This is a genomic window from Streptomyces sp. NBC_00354 (assembly GCF_036106915.1).
GTDB lineage: Bacteria > Actinomycetota > Actinomycetes > Streptomycetales > Streptomycetaceae > Streptomyces.
This window is the reverse complement of record NZ_CP107983.1, coordinates 1,953,427-1,971,493: the sequence shown is the minus strand read 5'-3', so window position 1 is coordinate 1,971,493 and position 18,067 is coordinate 1,953,427. Positions and strand designations below refer to the sequence as shown.

The 18,067-nt window shown below is 73.8% G+C and carries 15 protein-coding genes; 10 read left to right on the top strand and 5 right to left on the bottom strand.

Annotated elements, in window-relative coordinates:
* Positions 1 to 16 precede the first annotated feature (16 nt).
* Genes OHT74_RS08980 through cbiE form a run of 4 tightly spaced genes read right to left on the bottom strand, consistent with a single transcriptional unit; the run spans position 17 to position 3,498 of the window.
* Positions 17 to 667 (bottom strand): hypothetical protein, encoded by a 651-nt coding sequence (locus OHT74_RS08980; RefSeq protein WP_328619957.1) that lies wholly within the window; start codon positions 665 to 667, stop codon positions 17 to 19.
* Positions 668 to 711: 44 nt separating this feature from the next.
* Complete coding sequence (locus tag OHT74_RS08975) at positions 712 to 1,488, bottom strand: cobalt-precorrin-6A reductase (protein WP_328619956.1); 777 nt, start codon at positions 1,486 to 1,488, stop codon at positions 712 to 714.
* Complete coding sequence (gene cobM, locus OHT74_RS08970) at positions 1,478 to 2,227, bottom strand: precorrin-4 C(11)-methyltransferase (RefSeq protein ID WP_328619955.1); 750 nt, start codon at positions 2,225 to 2,227, stop codon at positions 1,478 to 1,480. The genes OHT74_RS08975 and cobM overlap by 11 nt, the downstream gene beginning before the upstream one ends.
* Complete coding sequence (cbiE, locus tag OHT74_RS08965; RefSeq protein WP_266672588.1) at positions 2,224 to 3,498, bottom strand: precorrin-6y C5,15-methyltransferase (decarboxylating) subunit CbiE; 1,275 nt, start codon at positions 3,496 to 3,498, stop codon at positions 2,224 to 2,226. The genes cobM and cbiE overlap by 4 nt, the downstream gene beginning before the upstream one ends.
* Before the next feature lie 175 nt (positions 3,499 to 3,673).
* Between cbiE and OHT74_RS08960 the strand changes: the two genes are divergently transcribed.
* Positions 3,674 to 4,606: an oxidoreductase gene (locus OHT74_RS08960; RefSeq protein ID WP_328619954.1), complete on the top strand. Its 933-nt coding sequence runs from the start codon at positions 3,674 to 3,676 to the stop codon at positions 4,604 to 4,606.
* 110 nt (positions 4,607 to 4,716) lie between these two features.
* Positions 4,717 to 6,123: an FAD-dependent oxidoreductase gene (locus tag OHT74_RS08955; RefSeq protein WP_328619953.1), complete on the top strand. Its 1,407-nt coding sequence runs from the start codon at positions 4,717 to 4,719 to the stop codon at positions 6,121 to 6,123.
* 52 nt (positions 6,124 to 6,175) lie between these two features.
* Here the strand turns inward: OHT74_RS08955 and OHT74_RS08950 are convergent, their stop codons facing one another.
* Entirely contained in the window at positions 6,176 to 7,207 is a 1,032-nt protein-coding gene (locus OHT74_RS08950) for a trypsin-like serine peptidase (RefSeq protein WP_328619952.1), read from the bottom strand.
* A 210-nt stretch (positions 7,208 to 7,417) separates the two neighbouring features.
* Here OHT74_RS08950 and OHT74_RS08945 point away from each other — a divergent pair, with 210 nt between their 5' ends.
* From OHT74_RS08945 to OHT74_RS08910, 8 genes are all read left to right on the top strand, one after another.
* The gene (locus OHT74_RS08945; RefSeq protein ID WP_328619951.1) at positions 7,418 to 8,470 is read left to right on the top strand and encodes a phosphatidylinositol-specific phospholipase C domain-containing protein; all 1,053 of its coding nucleotides are present in this window, start codon (positions 7,418 to 7,420) and stop codon (positions 8,468 to 8,470) included.
* Positions 8,471 to 8,523: 53 nt separating this feature from the next.
* Positions 8,524 to 9,588 carry a tRNA (adenosine(37)-N6)-threonylcarbamoyltransferase complex transferase subunit TsaD gene (tsaD, locus tag OHT74_RS08940; protein WP_328619950.1) on the top strand — a complete coding sequence of 355 codons (1,065 nt, stop codon included), beginning with the start codon at positions 8,524 to 8,526 and terminating at the stop codon, positions 9,586 to 9,588.
* Between the two features lie 537 nt (positions 9,589 to 10,125).
* A complete protein-coding gene (locus OHT74_RS08935) occupies positions 10,126 to 10,872 on the top strand; it encodes an O-methyltransferase (protein ID WP_328619949.1) in 747 nt (248 codons plus the stop codon).
* Positions 10,869 to 11,630, top strand: a complete 762-nt coding sequence (locus OHT74_RS08930) for a tyrosine-protein phosphatase (RefSeq protein ID WP_328619948.1) — start codon at positions 10,869 to 10,871, stop codon at positions 11,628 to 11,630. The genes OHT74_RS08935 and OHT74_RS08930 overlap by 4 nt, the downstream gene beginning before the upstream one ends.
* Before the next feature lie 150 nt (positions 11,631 to 11,780).
* Positions 11,781 to 12,617, top strand: a complete 837-nt coding sequence (locus OHT74_RS08925; protein ID WP_328619947.1) for a S1 family peptidase — start codon at positions 11,781 to 11,783, stop codon at positions 12,615 to 12,617.
* 105 nt (positions 12,618 to 12,722) lie between these two features.
* Positions 12,723 to 13,313 carry a DUF421 domain-containing protein gene (locus OHT74_RS08920; protein WP_328619946.1) on the top strand — a complete coding sequence of 197 codons (591 nt, stop codon included), beginning with the start codon at positions 12,723 to 12,725 and terminating at the stop codon, positions 13,311 to 13,313.
* Between the two features lie 398 nt (positions 13,314 to 13,711).
* On the top strand, positions 13,712 to 16,090 hold the full coding sequence (locus tag OHT74_RS08915; RefSeq protein WP_328619945.1) for a hypothetical protein: 2,379 nt from the start codon (positions 13,712 to 13,714) through the stop codon (positions 16,088 to 16,090).
* Positions 16,087 to 18,000 carry a DEAD/DEAH box helicase gene (locus OHT74_RS08910; protein WP_328619944.1) on the top strand — a complete coding sequence of 638 codons (1,914 nt, stop codon included), beginning with the start codon at positions 16,087 to 16,089 and terminating at the stop codon, positions 17,998 to 18,000. Before OHT74_RS08915 ends, OHT74_RS08910 begins: the two co-directional genes overlap by 4 nt.
* Positions 18,001 to 18,067: the final 67 nt, after the last annotated feature.

Here is an 18,067-nt window from a genome sequence, read left to right as displayed (position 1 = left end):
GGCCGGGCGGCCCCCCTCAGCACTGCCAGAGGAACGCCGCCCGGCCGCAGGGCTCGCAGGCGTGCGCATAGGCGCTGCCGGAGCCGAAGTTGGGGGCGGTGAGGGGGTCCGGCCCCTCCTCCAGCCGGGCGACGAACTCCATCGGGCCGCCGCAGCCGGTGCAGTCGGGCGTCTCGTCGTACTGAAGCCAGTCGGGGGCGCCGCCGAGCTGTCCGAGGACGTGGCACGTCGGGCGTCCGCTCTTCTCGGACCAGGCCTTGGAGGCGGCCCGGTACTCCCGCTCCGCCACCGCCACCCGCTCGACGGTACGGACCGCCCGGAGCTGCCGAACGTCCTCCTCCTCGTCCTCGTCCCCGTCCTCGGCGGTGGGGAGTGCGGGCAGCGGTACCGGCACCAGCCCGGCCGGCGGGAAGAGGTAGGCCCTGTTGCCGCCGGCCGTTGCGCTCCAGTCCTTGCAACTGCCCGGATCGTTCGCGCACATGAAGACGGAGAGGACCCCGCGCCCGCCGTCGAGGACCATCTGCGCGATGAACCGGAGCGGCCCGGAGCAGGTCGTACAGGTGGGCCACTGCGTGCCGGCGGGCGCCAGCGGAAGGCCGCCGATGCGGGTGACCGGGGCATCGGGTGCGGCGGAGCCGTTGTGGATCAGCAGAGTGGTGGTGCTCATGCCGACGAGCGTAGGAGACCCCTCTGACAACGGCTGGGCGGGGTCTACCCCGGGGTTCCCGCGAGCCATTCCAGGGCTGCCTCCAGGCACTCCGCCTCCGCGACGCCCTCCGGGACGGGGGGCCTGCGGACGACCAGGACCGGGATGCCGGCCTCGCGGGCCGCGGTGAGCTTGGGGGCGGTCGCGGAGCCGCCGCTGTCCTTGGTGACCAGGACGTCGATCCGGTGCCGCGCGAGCAGCTCCCGCTCGCCGTCCAGGGTGAACGGGCCCCGGTCGAGCAGGATTTCGAGCCCCGGCGGCACGGGCGCGTCCGGCGGGTCCACCGAGCGCACCAGGAACCAGGTGTCGGCCAGGTGCGCGAACGTGTGCAGGCCCATGCGGCCGGTGGTCAGGAAGGCCCGGCCGCCGAGCTCCGGCAGCGCTGCGGCCGCCTCGGCGAGCGAGTCGGCGAAGTGCCAGTCGTCCCCGGGGCCGGGGGACCAGCCGGGGCGGCGCAGCGCGAGCAACGGGACGCCCGAAAGCGCCGCCGCCCGGGCCGCGTTGAAGCTCATCCGCTCCGCGAAGGGGTGCGTGGCGTCGACCAGGTGCGTGACCCGGTGGGCGGTGATCCAGGCCGCCAGGCCTTCGGGGCCGCCGAAGCCGCCGATCCGCACCTCGCCGGGAGGCAGCACCGGCGCCGCGACCCGGCCCGCGAGCGAGGTGGTCACCCGGTACGAGGGGTCGTGGGCCAGCGCCTCCGCGAGCCGCCTTGCCTCCGTCGTACCGCCCAGGATCAGGACGTGGCGGGCCGGTTCAGCCGCATCGGCCGGATCAGCAGACATGCCGGTCGCGCTCGGGGGAGTACAGGTGGCTGTCGCGGAACTGCTCGGCGCCGAGCGTACGGCCCACGATGATCACCGCGGTGCGGACCAGGCCCGCCTCCTTCACCTGGGCGGCGATGTCGGCCAGCGTGCCGCGCAGGATCAGCTCGTCGGGGCGGCTGGCCATCGCCACGACCGCCACCGGGCACTCGGCCCCGTAGTGCGGCAGCAGTTCGGCGGCGACCCGGTCCACGTAGCGCGTGGCCAGGTGCAGGACCAGCAGCGCGCCGCTGCGGCCCAGGGTGGCCAGGTCCTCGCCGGGCGGCATCGGGGTGGCCTGCTGGGCGATCCGGGTCAGGATCACGGTCTGGCCGACGGTGGGGACCGTCAACTCCCGCTTCAGCGCAGCCGCGGCCGCCGCGAACGCCGGGACGCCGGGCACCACCTCGTACGGGATGCCGGCCGCATCGAGCCGCCGCATCTGCTCCGCGACCGCGCTGAAGATCGACGGGTCGCCCGAGTGGAGCCGCGCCACGTCCTCGCCCGCCGCGTGGGCCCGTACGCACTCGGCGATGATCTCGTCGAGGTTCAGCTGCGAGGTGTCGACCAGGCGGGCGTCCGGCGGGCACTCGGCCAGCAGTTCGCGCGGGACCAGGCTGCCCGCGTACAGGCAGACCGGGGCGGCGGCCAGCATCCGGGCACCGCGCACCGTGATCAGGTCGGCGGCGCCGGGGCCCGCACCGATGAAGTACACGGTCATGTCGTCGGATCCTTTTCGTTCTCTTCGTGCGCTGCTGTGGGAGGGGCCGTCCGAGCCCAGGGCTTGGTCACGGACCACTGGGTGACCGGCATCGCCTGCCGCCAGCCCGTGAAGCCGCCGACCGCCGCCGCGTGCGCGACGGCGAGTTTGACCAGGTCGCCGCCGTGGTGCCGGTAGCGCTCGGTGAGGACCGCCTCCGACTCCAGGGTCACGGTGTTGACCACGAGCCGGCCGCCCGGGGCCAGGGCCGCCCAGGCGGAGTCCAGCAGGCCCGGCGCGGTCAGCCCGCCGCCGATGAACACCGCGTCGGGGGCCGGGAGTCCGGCGAGGGCCTCGGGAGCGGCGCCGGTGACCACGCGCAGCCCCGGGACGCCGAGCGCCGCCGCGTTGCGGGTGATGCGGGCCGCCCGCTCCGGGACGCGCTCCACGGCCACGGCCCGGCAGGAGGGGTGCGTGCGCATCCACTCGATGCCGATGGAGCCCGAGCCGCCGCCGATGTCCCACAGCAGCTCGCCGGGGGCCGGGGCGAGGGCGCACAGGGTCGCGGCCCGTACGTGGCGCTTGGTGAGCTGGCCGTCGTGCTCGTACGCGGTGTCGGGCAGGCCAGGGGTCGCACCGAGCCGCGGGACCTCGCTCTCCGGGCCGCGGCGGCAGTCCACGGCCACCACGTTGAGCGGATCGCCCGGCGCGTGGTCCCAGCTCTCGGCCTGCCCCTCGTACGTGTCCTCGCGCTCGGAGCCGAGCTGCTCCAGCACCCGCATCCGGCTCGGGCCGAAGCCCCGCTCCCGAAGCAGAGCAGCGATCTCGTCCGGGGTCGCCGGTCCGGCGCTGAGCACCAGCACCCGCCGCCCCTCGTACAGCGCGGCCGCGAGCCGGGCCACCGGGCGGCCGACCACCGTGACCACCTCGGTCTCCTCCACCGGCCAGCCCAGGCGGGCACAGGCGTACGACACCGACGAGGGGTGCGGGTGGACCCGCAGAGCGTCCGGCCCGAGCTCCTGCGCCAGAGCCCGGCCGATCCCGTAGAACATGGGGTCGCCGCTCGCCAGCACCGCGATCCGGCGGCCCGCGTGCTCGGCCATCAGCTTCGGCACGGCCGGCCGCAGCGGGCTCGGCCAGGCCACCCGCTCGCCGGCGCACTCGCCGGACGGCAGCAGGTCCAGCTGCCGCGGCCCGCCGATCAGCACCTCGGCCCCGGTCAGCGCGGTACGCGCGGCGGCGGTGAGCCCGGCCCAGCCGTCGGCGCCGAGGCCGACGACCGACACGGGCATGGGGGGCGGTGCGGAGCTCACTGCGCGGTACCTCGGGAACGGGAAGGGAGCGGGTGGACCCGCAGCCTACTGGCCGGGTGACCGGCCCCCGGCTCCACCCCCGCGAAGGGCGAGGTCTACCCTCGGTAACCCCAACGTGACCGCGCCGCTCGACCCACCTCGCGAGGGAGACCGCATGCCTGGCTGGAACGCCGAGAACATCCCGGACCAGAGCGGCCGGACCGCCGTCGTCACGGGCGCCAACAGCGGTATCGGCTACGTCGCCGCCCGGGAGCTCGCCCGGCGCGGCGCGGACGTGGTACTGGCCTGCCGCAGCGCGGCCCGCGGCCGGGCCGCGGTGGTGCGGCTGCGCGCCGAAGTCCCGGGCGCCGAGGTGGAGTTCGTACCGCTGGACCTGGCCGACATGGACTCCGTACGGGAGTTCGCGAAGGCCTACGGACAGCGCAGGCCCTCCCTCGACCTGCTGGTGAACAACGCGGGCGTGATGGCCCTGCCGTTCGGGCGGACCGCCGACGGGTTCGAGACCCAGTTCGGGGTCAACCACCTCGGCCACTTCGCGCTGACCGGCCTGCTCCTGCCACAGCTGCTGGCCGCGGACCCCGGAGCCCGGATCGTCACCGTCTCCAGCGGGTTCCACGCCCTCGGCGACATCGACCTCGACGACCTGAACAGCGAGCACCGCTACCGGCGCTGGATCGCGTACGGCCGCTCCAAGACCGCGAACCTCCTCTTCACCCACGAACTGGCCCGGCGCCTCGAGACCGCCGGCTCCGGGATCGTCGCGGCCGCCGCGCACCCGGGCTACGCCTCGACCAACCTGCACGTCGGGGCATCGCGCCAGGAGGGCCACCGGCCCATGTCCCGGCTGATGGGGGTCGGCGCCGCCGTCCTCGCCCAGTCCGCGGCCTCCGGGGCCCTGCCCACGCTGTACGCGGCCACCGCGCCGGGGGTGCAGCCCGACGCCTTCTACGGACCGCGGCTCGGCTGGCGCGGGGCGCCCGTCCGCTCCTGGCGGGCGAAGTGGACCCTGGACGACACCTCCGGCGAACGGCTCTGGGCGGCCTCGGAGAAGCTCACCTCTATCCCGTACGGCTCCCTCGCGCGCTGAGGTGATCCGGGCCGGGCGCCCCGCCGTGAGCCCGTCCGCCCCCGGGGTGCCCCGGGGCGCCCCGGGCGGGACCTGATCCCGGTTGCGTCCGCCACGGGAGACTCGGCGCCATGGACGACGACACGGACAACCACCCAGAAGCCCACGACCACGCAGTGGTCCTCGGCGCAGGCCTGGCGGGGCTGCTGGCGGCGCGGGCACTCGCCCAGCGGTTCGCGCGCGTGACCGTGGTGGAGCGGGACGAACTGCCGGACACCGGACCGGCCTTCCGGCCCGGTGTGCCGCAGTCCCGGCACGTGCACGTGCTGTGGTCGCGGGGCCTGGAGCTGATGGAGGAGCTGCTGCCCGGGGTCACCCGCGAGCTGCTCGCGGCCGGGGCGGCCCTGATGGAGTCGCCGCGGGACTTCCTGTGGCTGAGCTCCGCCGACTGGTTCCACCGGGTCCCGGGGTCCCGGATCCTGGTGGGCAGCCGGGAGCTGATCGACTGGACGGTCCGCAGGGAGGTCCTGCGGGACGAACGCATCCGGGTCCGCGCCGGATCCACGGCGACCGGGCTCGTCGCCGGACCGGACGGCCGCTCCGTGGCCGGCGTACGGCTGCGCGAGGGCGGCCCGCTGCCCGCCCGCTTCGTGGTCGACGCGACCGGGCGGACCTCCCGGGCCCCGGCCTGGCTCGCCGCCCTCGGCCACCCGGCCCCGGCGACCACCCGCTACGACTCCCGTCTCGGCTACTCGAGCCGCTACTACGAGGTCCCGCCGGATCCGGCCCGCCGCTGGCAGGGCATGTACGTCCAGGGCCGCCCCGACAGCCCGCGCGGGGGCGTGCTGGTGCCCCTCGACGACGGCCGCTGGCTGGCGACCCTGATCGGCAACGGCGAACACGCCCCGCCGACCGGGGACGAGGAATTCCTCGAGTACACCCGGACCCTGCGCACCCCGGCTCTGTACGACGCCCTCCGCGACGCCAAACCGCTCTCCTCGCCGACGGGCTTCCGGAGCACCGCGAACGAATGGCGCCACTACGAGCGACTCGACCGCTGGCCGGCCGGATTCGTCGTCCTCGGCGACGCCGCCTGCCGGTTCAACCCCGTGTACGGGCACGGGATGACGGTGGCCGCCCTCGCGGCGGACGCGCTGGCCGGCGCCATCCGGGGGCTGGCGCCCCGGGAGATCGCCGCGGCCGCCCGGCGGATCCAGCGGCGTACGGCCACCGCCGCCGACGTGGCCTGGCAGATCGCCACCAGCGAGGACATGCGCTACCCGGAGACCGAGGGGCCGCCGCCCGACCGGGCGACCAAGGTCCTGCAGGCCTACATGTCCCGGGTGATCGTGGGTGCGAACGCCGACCCGGAGATCTCCCGGCCCTTCTTCGGCGTGCTGTCGCTGTCGGCCTCGCCGAACACCCTGCTGAGCCCGGGCACGGTGATCCGGGTCCTGTCCAAGTGGCGCCTGCCGACGGCCCCGGAGACCGCCGCCTACCCGCCGCACCACCCCGGCCCGCCGGACTCGGGTTCGTAGGGTCTGCCCGGATACGGCGGGGTCCGGCCGGACACCCCCTGGCTTGATCTTCCTAGCGGGGGGCTGCCACGGCCCGCTCGTACAGGTCGCGTACCGCCTCGTCGAACCGGCTGCTGTACGAGGTCGTCTCGTCCCCGCCCCCGTCGCGGCCGCCGACCACCCCGATCAGGGTGTGCGCGTCGGTCAGCACCGGACCACCGCTCGTGCCGTCGGGTACGTCCGCGCAATCCAGCCGCAGCTGCGCGGGCCCCGCGGCGCGGGCGGTGTTGAAGCATTCCACCGGGTGCTCGGTGTCGTTCGGATAGCCCACGACCCGGGCCGGCGCGGGCAGTTCGGGCCGGAACCGGATCGTATGGGCCCCGGTGGCGTCCTCCAGGCGCTCGCCGGGACGGCCGGGCCGGCGCATCCGGAGGAAGGCCACGTCGTGGTCGGGGTCCTGGTCCTCGGTCCACCGGGGGTCCACGTCGATCCGGGTGGGCACCCAGATCCCGTACGGGGCCTCGCCGTCCCGGTAGCCCGGGGCGAAGACGAGGTTGGTGCGGAAGCCGAAGCTGCCGCGGTACACGCAGTGGGCGGCGGTGGCGATGAGGTCGCCGTCGGGGGAGTGGACCACGCCGGCCGAGCAGTGGTGGTCCTGGTCCCCGTCCTCGCCGGGCGAGAACAGCGCCCCGGTCGCGGGCTCGGCAGCCGCGGGCCGCGCGACCAGCGGGTCGGAGGGCTGCCAGCCGCCCGACCGCCAGTGCACGCCGGCCGGGGGGCCGCCCGTGCCCTGCGCGGTCGGGCCCGGCGGGGCGGATTCCGGCGCCGGGGTCTCCCGTACCGGAGCCTCCTGCGCCGGGACCTCCTGTGCCGGGACCTCCTGTGCCGGAGCCTCCCGCGCCAGGCCGTCCAGCACGGCCGCCGCCGCGCGGTCGGCCTGTGCCGGGTCCTGTACGTAGCTCCCCTCCGCGGGATCCCCGTCCGCGAGGTGCGCCGCGATGCCGCGCAGCTCCCACAGGAACCCGCCACCCCCGATCAGCGCCGCGCAGCACATGCCGACGAGCAGGGAGACCCGTACGGCCCGCCCGTGAACCTTGGTGAACATGTGGCTCTCCCGCCCGGAAACCCCGATCGGCATCCCGATCAACCCCCTGTTCGACGGACGGCGTGATGACGGCAGTTCCGGATCCGGAACGTGTCCGTTCTCACAGCCGGGCACCCGTCATCCGCCGTCCTTCCGAATGTCACCCAACTCACCTAATCTCCCGGCGAGTTGATTCATGGCGCACCGACTGGGCGGACAGGAGCCGAAAGCATGGGATTGCGGAACCGGATGGCGGGCGCGGTGACGGCGGGCCTGGCGGCCCTGGCCCTCGTACTGGGCACGGCCCCGGCGGGGGCCGCCGCGAGGGGGGCAGGAGCCGACCTCCCGTACGCGGGATCGACCGGCGTCGGCGTGCACAACGCGTACGAGAAGGCCAAGTACCCGTACTTCGCGGACGCCCTCGACTCGGGCGCCGCGATGCTGGAACTCGACGTGTGGACCAACTTCTTCGGCAGCTCCTGGCGGGTCGCCCACGACAACCCCTTCGGCAACGACAACAACTGCGAGAACGCCACGAGCCCCGCCCAGCTGCGCACCAAGTCCCGCAACCAGAACCTCGCGGGCTGCCTCTCCGACATCCGCAGCTGGCACGACGCCCACCCCGGCCACCGCCCGGTCGTCCTCAAGCTGGAGCTCAAGGACGGCTTCGCCGCCAACCTCGGGCGCGGCCCGGCCGAGCTCGACGCGCTGCTGGCCTCGAAGCTCGGCGACGCCGTCTACCGCCCCGGCCAGCTCGCCGCCGGCCACCCCGACCTGGACAGCGCCGCCCGGGCCGGCGCCTGGCCGAGCCGCGCCGCGATGGCAGGGAAGTTCCTGGTGGAGCTGATCCCCGGCACGCTGGAGGAGGGCAACGCCGGCGACACCCTGTGGACCGACCGGGAGTACGCCCAGCACCTGCGCTCCCTCGCCGCCGCGGGCCGGCTCGGCCAGGCCGCCGCCTTCCCCGCCGTGCACCGGGCCGAGGCCGGCGACCCGCGCGCCCGGTACGCCGACGCCTCGCTGCGCCCGTGGTTCGTGGTCTTCGACGGGGACGCGAGCGCGTATGCGGGAGGCTCCATCGACACCGCCTGGTACGACCGCAACCACTACCTGCTGATCGCCACCGACGCCCACAACGTGGCGCCCGCCATCGACGGGGTGCACCCGACCGAGGCCCAGGCCCGGGACCGGGTCGGCCTGATGGCCCGGCACCACGCGTCCATCGCCTCGGCGGACTGGTACCCGCTGCCGTCGGTGCTGGCGACGGTCGTCCCGCGCGGCTAGCACCCGGTACCCTTATTGCGAACTATTCGCAATAAGGGTCTGGTGCAGGTGTGATGACGGGTTCTCCGGTGGTGCTCGGCATCGAGTCCTCCTGCGACGAGACGGGCGCGGGCATCGTGCAGGGCGGCCGGCTCCTCGCGCACGTCGTCGCGTCGAGCATGGACGAGCACGCCCGCTTCGGCGGGGTCGTCCCCGAGATCGCGGCCCGCGCCCACCTGCACGCCTTCAACCCGGTGGTCCGCCAGGCCCTCGACCGGGCCGGACTGCGCGCGGACCAGCTCGACGCGGTGGCCGTCACCACCGGCCCCGGCCTCTCCGGCGCGCTCCAGGTCGGACTGGCCGGGGCCAAGACCCTCGCGTACGCGCTGGGCGTACCGCTGTACGGGGTGCACCACCTGGCCGGGCACGTCGCCGCCGACACCCTGGAGCACGGGCCGCTGCCCGAGCCCTGCGTGGTACTGGTCGTCTCCGGCGGGCACACCTCGCTGCTGCTCGTACGGGACCTCGTACGGGAGCCGATCCTGCACCTCGGGGACACCCTGGACGACGCGGCCGGGGAGTGCTTCGACAAGGTGGCCCGGGTGTTCGGCCTGCCGTATCCGGGCGGCCCTGCCATCGACCGGGCGGCGCGGGGCGGGAACCCGAAGGCGGTGGCGTTCCCCCGCCCGCTGACCGGCGGGCCGCGCGGGGAGGACCCGTACGCGTACTCCTTCTCCTTCTCCGGGCTGAAGACCGCCGCCGCCCGCTGGGCCGAGGGCTGCCGGCAGCGCGGGGAGCAGCCGCCGGTGGCCGACGGCGCGGCCTCGCTCCAGGAGGCGGTGGCCGACGTACTGACCCGCAAGGCGGTCGCGGCCTGCAGGGCGTACGGCGTGAAGACGCTGGTGGTGGTCGGCGGAGTGGCGGCCAACTCCCGCGTCCGGGCGCTGGCGGAACGGCGCTGCGCCTCGGCGGGCATCGAACTGCGGGTGCCGCCGATGACGTTGTGCACGGACAACGGGGCGATGATCGCGGCGATCGGCGACCTGCTGGTCCGCGCGGGCGCGGAGCCGGCGCCGTACGGGCTCACGATCGACCCGTCGGCCCCCCTGGAGTACGCGGCACTCCACCCGGCGGGCTGACCGTCAGCCGAGCAGGCGGGTCCGGTCGAAGGCCGAGTAGCCGTCGATCTCCGGCCGGAACGCGAACACCCCGTCGACGATCAGGACGGCGTCGGCGGGAACGGGCACGGTCTCGGCGGAGTGGTCCCGCTGGGTCAGCGGATCGATGGAACACAGGGCACAGGACGCGGCCTGCGCCGACCGGCAGGGGTCCGGCAGCAGCCGCTTGGCCGCGCGTTTGTCGTAGGCGTAGGCGTTGCGGTAGTAGCCCTCGCCGGACTCCCGGTCGTACAGGTGCCGGTCCTTCCAGGGCTTCTTGAAGTCGTCGAGCGTGGCCCGCAGTACGGTCCGCCGCCCGGCCGCGGCGATCCGCTGGGCCAGCTCGTGCCTACCTGTCGACCTGCCGGAACTGTGTTCCGGTGGGCCCCGGCCGCGCCACGGCGCAGGTGGGTCCCTGCCGTTGCCGTTTCAGGGGCGGCGTCGTTGGTCAGCGGGGTGATCCGGCGGCGCGGGGTCTCCCGACGGCATGACGGACTCGCGGAGGGGTGTACGGACGACATGAGCAGGACTGCCGACGATGTGAAGACGGTGCACCTCACCGCCGAGGTGTACGGGTACCTGGTGGCGCAGGCCGAGCCCCCGAGCCCGGTCCAGGAGCAGCTGATCGCGCGCACGCGCGAGCTCGGCCGCCCGGCGCAGATGCAGGTCCCGCACGAGCAGGGCGTCTTCCTCACCCTGCTGGGCAAGACGGTCGGGGCCCGCCGGATCGTCGAGGTCGGCACCTTCACCGGCTATTCCACGCTCGCCCTGGCCGAGGGCCTGGCGGCCGGCGGGCGGGTCCTGACCTGCGACGTCTCCGAGGAGTGGACGGCGATCGCCCGGGAGGCCTGGAAGGCGGCCGGGGTGGACGACCGGATCGACCTCGAGATCGCCCCGGCCCTGGAGACGCTCCGCGCGCTGCCGCAGGACCCGGTGATCGACCTGGTCTTCCTGGACGCCGACAAGCCCGGCTACCGCGCCTACTGGGACGAGCTCGTGCCGCGCCTGCGCCCCGGCGGGCTGATCCTCGCCGACAACGTCCTGTACGGGGGAGAGGCGGTACACGCGACCGCGCAGGGGAACGCCCTGGCCATCCGGGAGTTCAACGCGCACGTGCGCGCCGACGAGCGGGTCGAGTCGGTGATGCTCCCGATCGCGGACGGCCTCACGCTCGCGCGCAAGCGTGAGGCCGGGGGGGTCCTCGGGGCACCGGGGGCACCTGGGGCATCCTGGGGCGACAACCGCACCCCGAGGAGCCCCAGTTGACCGACCCGGCCATCGACCTGCCCACGAACACGCACCGCCGCCACATCGAGTTCGAGCGCCTGCACAACTTCCGTGACCTGGGCGGCTACCGTTCCGCCGACGGCCGTACCGTCGCCTGGGGCGCGCTCTACCGCTCCGACTCGCTCGGCAAGCTGGCGGGCGCCGACTGGGAGCGCTTCCTCGGGCTGGGCATACGGACCGTCATCGACCTGCGCTACCCCTGGGAGATCGAGGCCAAGGGCCGGATCCCGGAGGCCGAGCGGTTCACGTACGCCAACCTGAGCATCGAGCACCGCCCGTACGACCAGGCCGCGATCGACCCCGGCATCGACCCCTGGCGGTACCTGGCCGACCGGTTCGCCGAGGTGACCGAGGACGGCGTCGAGGAGATCCGCGCGGCGATCGAGCTCATCGCCGCCGACCCCGGCCCGGCGGTCTTCCACTGCACCTCCGGCAAGGACCGCACCGGCCTGATCGCCGCATTCGTCCTGACCCTCCTCGAAGTGTCCGAGGAGGAGATCCTGGCCGATTTCGCGCTCACCGAGCTGGCCACCGCCCGCCTCACGGCCGACTGGCACGCGGCCAACCCGGGCCGCACCATGCGCTGGCCCGCGTACGGCCGCGCCCCGGCGACGATCCTCTCCCTCGTCCTCGCCGACCTGACCACGCGCTATGGCTCCGCGGCCGGCTATCTCGCCACGCGCGTCGGGATCACGCCCGCGACGACGGGCCGGCTGCGGGAGCGCCTGCTGCGCTGATCATGGCCGGAACCTGACACCGGTGTGGCATCTGCCAACCGGGCGTACAGGCTTGTCAGTTGAGGCGGACTTCCCAACAATGCGCATGACAACCGGAGGATCTTCGGTTGCCTCGTGCATCGTGCTTCGTCATCAGAGGGGAACCCCCACATGAACAAGCCTCTCGCCGGCGCCCTGCTCTCGCTGCTCCTGATAGGAGCGGCGGCAGCTCCGGCCGTCGCCTCCGAACCCCAGGACAAGGCCGCGGCGGCCGTCACCGTGAACTACGCGGGGACGGTCGCGCTCAGCAACTGCTCCGGCTCCGTCGTCCGCGCCCCCGGCTCCCTGCCGACCGACCCCGCGCTCGTCCTGTCCAACGGACACTGCATCGAGACCGGCTTCCCGGGGCCGGGCGAGGTCGTCAAGGACCAGCCGTCCAGCCGCTCGTTCTCGCTGCTGGGCGCGTCGGGCTCGCGCGTGGCGACGCTGCGGGCCAGCAAGATCGCGTACGCGACGATGACCGACACGGACATCTCGGTCTACCAGCTGACCAAGACGTACGCGCAGATCCAGAGCCAGTACGGCATCGGCGCGCTCACCCTGAACGACGCCCGCCCGGTGCAGGGCACGGCGATCAAGGTCGTGTCCGGGTACTGGAAGCGGATCTACAGCTGCAACGTGGACGGGTTCGCGTACCGCCTCAAGGAGGGCGAGTGGACCTGGAAGGACTCCGTCCGCTACACCTCGTCCTGCAACACCATCGGCGGCACCTCGGGCTCCCCGGTGATCGACACGACGACGGGCAAGGTCGTCGCGGTCAACAACACGGGCAATGAGGACGGGCAGCGCTGCACGGAGAACAACCCGTGCGAGGTGGACGAGAACGGCACCGTCACCGTCCGCCAGGGCATCAACTACGCCCAGGAGACGTACCTCATCGTCCCCTGCATCGGCGCGGGCAACAAGATCGACCTGAACCGGGCGGGCTGCGCCCTGCCGAAGCCGTAACGCGGTCGGCCGCCCGCTCGGCGGGGCGGGCGGCCACTCGCCCCACCACGGTCGACGGCGGGTCGATCGCCGCGGTCGCCGTCGGCATGTGCCAGCGTTGACCCGATGCAATCCGCCCACGGTGTCCTCACGCCCTTCCTGCAGAGCGACGTCCAGTACCTGGAGAAGGCGCTCCGCACCGTCGCGGTCTACGCGCTGATCCTCGTGCTGCTCCGGATCGTCGGCAAGCGCCAGCTGGCGCAGCTCAGCACCTTCGACCTGGTCGTCATGCTGCTGCTGGCCAACGTCGTGCAGAACGCCGTGATCGGCCCGGACGACTCGGTCGTCGGAGCGGCCTTCGGGGCCGCCGTACTGCTCGCGGTGAACACCGTGGTGGTCCGGGCGGCGGCCCGCTACGAACGGCTGGGCCGCCTGCTGGAGGGCTCCCCCACCACCCTGGCCCGCGACGGCCACTGGCTCACCCCGGTGATCCGCCACTACGGCCTGCGCCGCGCCGACCTGGACGCGGCGGTCCGCCACCAGGGCGGCGACGACGTCACGGAAACCACGGAGGTCACCCTCGAACCGGGCGGCGCGCTGGTGGTCCAGCTGGCGGAACCGGAACAGTCGGCGGACAAGGCGGACATCGCCGCCCTGAGGGCCGACATCGCCGCGCTGCAACGGAAAGTGGACGGCCTGGCGTCCGGCGCCCGCTGAGGCGGTGTGGCCGGAAGCCATCGCTCATTCATTCCAACTTGAGGGTTTTCTCCGCGAGTTGAGGCGTCGTCCACTACGGTCTGCTGCGCAACCACCTCCGACGGGTGGTCGCTCCACATCATCGGGAGTCCATCCGCCCTCGCACGCCGCAGCAGGCGACGCGCCTGGCCGGCTCTGGTGACGGTCTGTGGAGGCGGCGCTTGCGTCGTCATGCAGTTGAGTTCCGCGCTCCTGCAGCGCACCGACGACGCACCCGTCCTCCACCGTGTCCTCCCTTACGCATACCCGTCTCCTCCACGGCCCTGCACCGGCGCCCTTCGCGCCGTCGGCCCGGGTGACCGCATGCGTGCTGGGGCTCCGCGCCGTGCCGGGTGTCGACCCTGAGGAGGTTGCCACCCATGGCTGCCCGTAAGAGCACCTTCCGGTTCCTCGAGCCCCGCCACGAGAACCTGATCTCAGACCCCGTTCCGCTCGACGGCGTGTTCCCCCTGCTGCCGCCGGTCTTCGAGCCCCTGCGCGGCGAACCCGCCCTCTCCGACGGGGAGCCGCCCACCGAACTCGGCAAGGCCGTCATGGAGTGGTACGCCAAGGCCCACGGCTGCCCGCCCGAGGAGACCCCCGCAGGGTTCGTCCGGGCCGTCGAAGCGGTATCGGCCGGCGGTCGGGAGAACATCGAGGCCGTGCGCCGGGCGCAATGGCGGCGCAACCATGCAGGGCTGCTGTCGGTGGCCCAGCTCGTGGTGTGCGTCCCGATGGTGCGCCCGGCCACCGTTCAGCCGCGCATGGCGGCCTCCGCCCAGCGGATCATGCGTGGCCACGGGCAGTCGCTGATCCACGAGGTCGGCTCCGGCCTGCGCATCGAGGCCCGCTCCGCCGAACACCTGATCAACATCACCAAGGCGCAGAAGCAGGTCCGCGACCCGGCCGCTTATGTGGCCGAGGCCGAGAAGGAGTTCACCGACTCGCTCGCCCTGGAAGGCATCCGCGAGGAGATCCGCGGCTTCGTGTACGACATGTACGTGTCCGACGACGAGCGCGGGCACCTCGTCGAGACCGACGACGGCTGGACCCGGGTCAGCGTCGCCCAGTCCTTCATGGGACAGCTGATGGGCACGCACGCGGACCTGTCCACGATGCACTGGGAGTACCCGGACGGCTCCCTGACCGTCCGGGCGCACACCCCGGACAGCATCGAGGCGGCCCACCGGACACTGCGCTTCGAGGAGGCGTCCTTCGCCGTCTGGCCGGCGGGCCGGACCAGGTCCGCGGTGCAGACTTGGCTCGACGGCGCCCCGCTCGAGGCCAAGGCCACGCTGCGCATGATGACGGCCCGGATGGACATCGGCATCGCCGTCCAGCCCTACCGGAGGAACAGCGTCCACGACGTGGTCTACGCCGACATGGCCCGCTTCCACGTCAAGGGGCAGAACCCGACCCTCTGGGGGAAGTCGGACGACGAGGCCTTCAAGGCCCGTACCGTCGTCAACGACCTCGTCCGTCGCAACTACCTCGCCGAGGAGCAGCGCGACGTCTTCTTCGGCGACACGGAAGTGCCCTGGGCGGACGACCCGTCGCGCATCCCCTATCGCAACCGCGTCGTGGCCACCACGCACGTCATGGTCTCCACGGTGGTCGACGATCCTGCCGTCCCCAGCCGGTACGCCGTGGTGCGAGAGACGCTCAAGCGGCTGCGGGTGCCCAACTCGCCCCTGCAGGCGGCGACCACCACCGCGTCACTGGCCGGTCTGGTCGCAGGCCTTGAAGGGGACGGCGAAATGGGCCAGTTCACCGCCGTGACCGCCCGCTCCTTCCGCAAACCGGAGCTGCGCGGCATCGAACACCATGACGGCAACTGGACCGAGCTGATCGACCGGGACGTCGAGGAGATCGCCGAAGGCGCCCGCAGGGAACTGGCGGCATCCGTACAAGCCCAGCGGAACCGCCTCGGCTGCCATCAGCGGGCCCTGGCCGTGCTCGCCCTCGTCGCACACGCAGCCAACCCGGCCCTGCGCAACTACTTCCGGAAGGACGGCGGCACGCGCTCCGACGGCGCCCCGCGCCTGGTCCCGCATCCGTCCTCGATGACCCTGACCGGCCGTGGCGGCCGTGGCGGGGTGACGAAGGTCGAAGCGGACGTCGTGGTCATGAACGCGGCCCGCTCTGCCGAGGGAATCGACCAGCTCGAAGCGATCGTCCGCGCGGCCATCGTCAAGGACCCCGTGGTCCCGCTCGATCCGGCGACCGGCGCAGAGATGCTGGAGGAATGGCTGCGGCGGGCCTGGGCCAAGTCTCCCGGCATCGGTGGCAGGCCCGGCGCGGGCGCGGACGGTTTCGCGGGATCCACGCTGCCCGCCGCCGAATTCCGGGCCGACGGCAGCGACCACCGGGACGGTCAGGGTCTCGGCTCCGCCGTCGCCGTCCCGTTGTGGGCGGACGGTCCGGAAGAGGAGGACGAGCGGCGAGACGCTGGTCCATCCGCCGAGACCGGCACGTGGGAGGAACAGATCTACGCCCTGGCCGACGGCATCGACAACTTGGCCGATCGGGCGCGTGGGCTCGCCAGCATCCGCGTGGACGCCGTAGGAGCCGGTGACGATGAGGAGGACGGGGAGGGCGAGGAGGCCTACGACCCCGACGACGAGAACCTGCCCCTCATGATCGACGAGGTGGGTATCGACCCCGACGTGGAGAACGGCACCGACGAATCCCTCGAAACCCTGCGCCGCTTCCTCCGCCAGGGCGTGATGGCCTACCTCAGGCAGCAGGCCCGCCGGTGACCTCGGCGGAGGCCGAGGCACCGGCCGAGGCGCCCGCCGAGGCAGAGGACCGTGGCGTCGCCAGTACACCGGCCGGGGCCGAGGCCGGCCGCGTCACCGGCACGGTGGCCGTGGACGACGCCGGCCGGCCCATGGTCCGGCGGCCCGAGCACGTCACCGACCGGTGGTGGCAGGACGTGGCTGCCCTCCTCGGCCCGGCCGTGCACGGCACGCCCGCCACGGCCGTGACCGCGGTCTCGATCGTCGTCCGCCGCGACCGGGCCCGGGCCCTGCCCCGGCTGCTCGCCCGCCATCCCGCGGCGGCAGCCCGCTGGACCTGGACCCCGGCCGCCGAACGGCTGCGCGCGGGCGGAGCCGCAGCCGCGGACGGACTGGCCGCGCTGCTCGCCGCCGACACGGCCGAACAGTCCGCGTGGCCGGGCGACATCGACCTCCCGGCCCTGGGCTTCGTCCGGACGCTGCTCCCCTTCCAGCGCACGGCCGCCGCCCGGCTGCTCCGCGCCGGCGGCGGCGCGAACTTCTCCGTGCCGGGCTCCGGGAAGACCACCGTGGCCTACGCCGTGTTCACCGCACTGCGGGCCCGGGGGGCCGCGCACGCCCTGCTCGTCGTCGCACCGCCCTCCGCGTTCGAGGCATGGGTGGAGGAGGCCCGCGCCTGCTTCGCGCCGGACCGGGCGCCCGCCGTCGCCGTACGGCCCCGGGTCATGGCGCGCACCGACACCGTCGTCGTACTCAACTACGAGCGCCTCGGCGACCCGGCGGTGCGCGCCGCGCTCGCCGGCTGGTCCCGCGGGCGGAAAGTCCTCACCGTGTTCGACGAGGCCCACCGCGCCAAGGCCGGCGCAGCCTCCCGGCGCGGCGCGGAGGCGGCGGAACTCGCCCGCCGCGCCGACGCCGTGATGGTCCTGACCGGTACCCCGATGCCCAACCGGCCCCGCGACCTGGAGGCCGTGTTCGACCTGGTGTGGCCGGGGCAGGGACACCGGCTCGTCCACGGCGACCTCGCCCACCTCCGGGACCGGGCCTACGTACGCGCCACCAAGGACGACCTCGAACTCCCGCCCCTGGACCTACGGGTGGAACGCATCAGCCTCGACGCCTCCCACCGCGCCCTGTACGACGCCATGACCAGCCGCGTACGGCGGTGGGCGCAGGACGCCGCCGGGGCCGGGGGATCCGCCTCGGGGGCGGTGGCGGCCCAGGCGGGGCGCGCCCTGTTGCACCTGATCGCGGCCGCGGCCAACCCGGCCGCGGTCTTCGCCCCGGGGCGGCCGTGGTCGCTGCCGCTGGACGGGCCCGGCCACGCGGACCTGGCCTCCCTGGTGGCGGAACCGACCCGGCACATCCGCCCGGCCAAGGTGGTCCGCGCCGCTCAACTCGTGGCGGAGCACCGCGCCCAGGGCCGCAGGACCGTCGTCTGGTCGGGTTTCCTCGGCAACATCGAGGCGCTGGTCACGGCGCTGGCCCGGCACCGTCCGGCCGTCGTCACGGGCGCCACCCCGCTGGACGGCCGCAAGGCCGAGCTCGACCGCTTCCGCCACGACGAGGACTGCTGGGCCCTCGTCGCGACCCCGCAGACCCTGGGCGAGGGGGTCTCCCTGCACCTGGCGTCCAGCGACCAGGTGCACCTGGACCGCGGCTACGCCGCAGGCACCTGGCTCCAGGCCCTCGACCGCACGCACCGCCTCGGCCTGCCCGCCGAGGCCCGCCCCACCTGCACGGTGCTGCTGGCCGCCGACACAGTCGACGAGCGGGTCAACGAGGTCCTCAACCACAAGGTCGCCGCCCTGGCGACAGCCCTCCGAGACCCCGCCCTCCACCCGGTGGCGGACCCCTCCCTCACGGACGGCGACACGGACGCCCTGCTGGGCGACACCGACGCCCTCCGCGAACTGCTCCGCCCCTGGTGACCCACGGCTCTGGCACAGCCGGTCGCGTTTCTCGCTGGTGGGGCGGGGAACGTCCCCGTTAGCATCC

Coding starts and splice junctions, on each gene's coding strand:
- OHT74_RS08980 (WP_328619957.1), bottom strand. CDS start 667: ATGAGCACCACCACTCTGCTGATCCACAACGGCTCCGCCGCACCCGAT.
- OHT74_RS08975 (WP_328619956.1), bottom strand. CDS start 1,488: ATGTCTGCTGATCCGGCCGATGCGGCTGAACCGGCCCGCCACGTCCTG.
- cobM (WP_328619955.1), bottom strand. CDS start 2,227: ATGACCGTGTACTTCATCGGTGCGGGCCCCGGCGCCGCCGACCTGATC.
- cbiE (WP_266672588.1), bottom strand. CDS start 3,498: ATGCCCGTGTCGGTCGTCGGCCTCGGCGCCGACGGCTGGGCCGGGCTC.
- OHT74_RS08960 (WP_328619954.1), top strand. CDS start 3,674: ATGCCTGGCTGGAACGCCGAGAACATCCCGGACCAGAGCGGCCGGACC.
- OHT74_RS08955 (WP_328619953.1), top strand. CDS start 4,717: ATGGACGACGACACGGACAACCACCCAGAAGCCCACGACCACGCAGTG.
- OHT74_RS08950 (WP_328619952.1), bottom strand. CDS start 7,207: ATGTTCACCAAGGTTCACGGGCGGGCCGTACGGGTCTCCCTGCTCGTC.
- OHT74_RS08945 (WP_328619951.1), top strand. CDS start 7,418: ATGGGATTGCGGAACCGGATGGCGGGCGCGGTGACGGCGGGCCTGGCG.
- tsaD (WP_328619950.1), top strand. CDS start 8,524: ATGACGGGTTCTCCGGTGGTGCTCGGCATCGAGTCCTCCTGCGACGAG.
- OHT74_RS08935 (WP_328619949.1), top strand. CDS start 10,126: ATGAGCAGGACTGCCGACGATGTGAAGACGGTGCACCTCACCGCCGAG.
- OHT74_RS08925 (WP_328619947.1), top strand. CDS start 11,781: ATGAACAAGCCTCTCGCCGGCGCCCTGCTCTCGCTGCTCCTGATAGGA.
- OHT74_RS08920 (WP_328619946.1), top strand. CDS start 12,723: ATGCAATCCGCCCACGGTGTCCTCACGCCCTTCCTGCAGAGCGACGTC.
- OHT74_RS08915 (WP_328619945.1), top strand. CDS start 13,712: ATGGCTGCCCGTAAGAGCACCTTCCGGTTCCTCGAGCCCCGCCACGAG.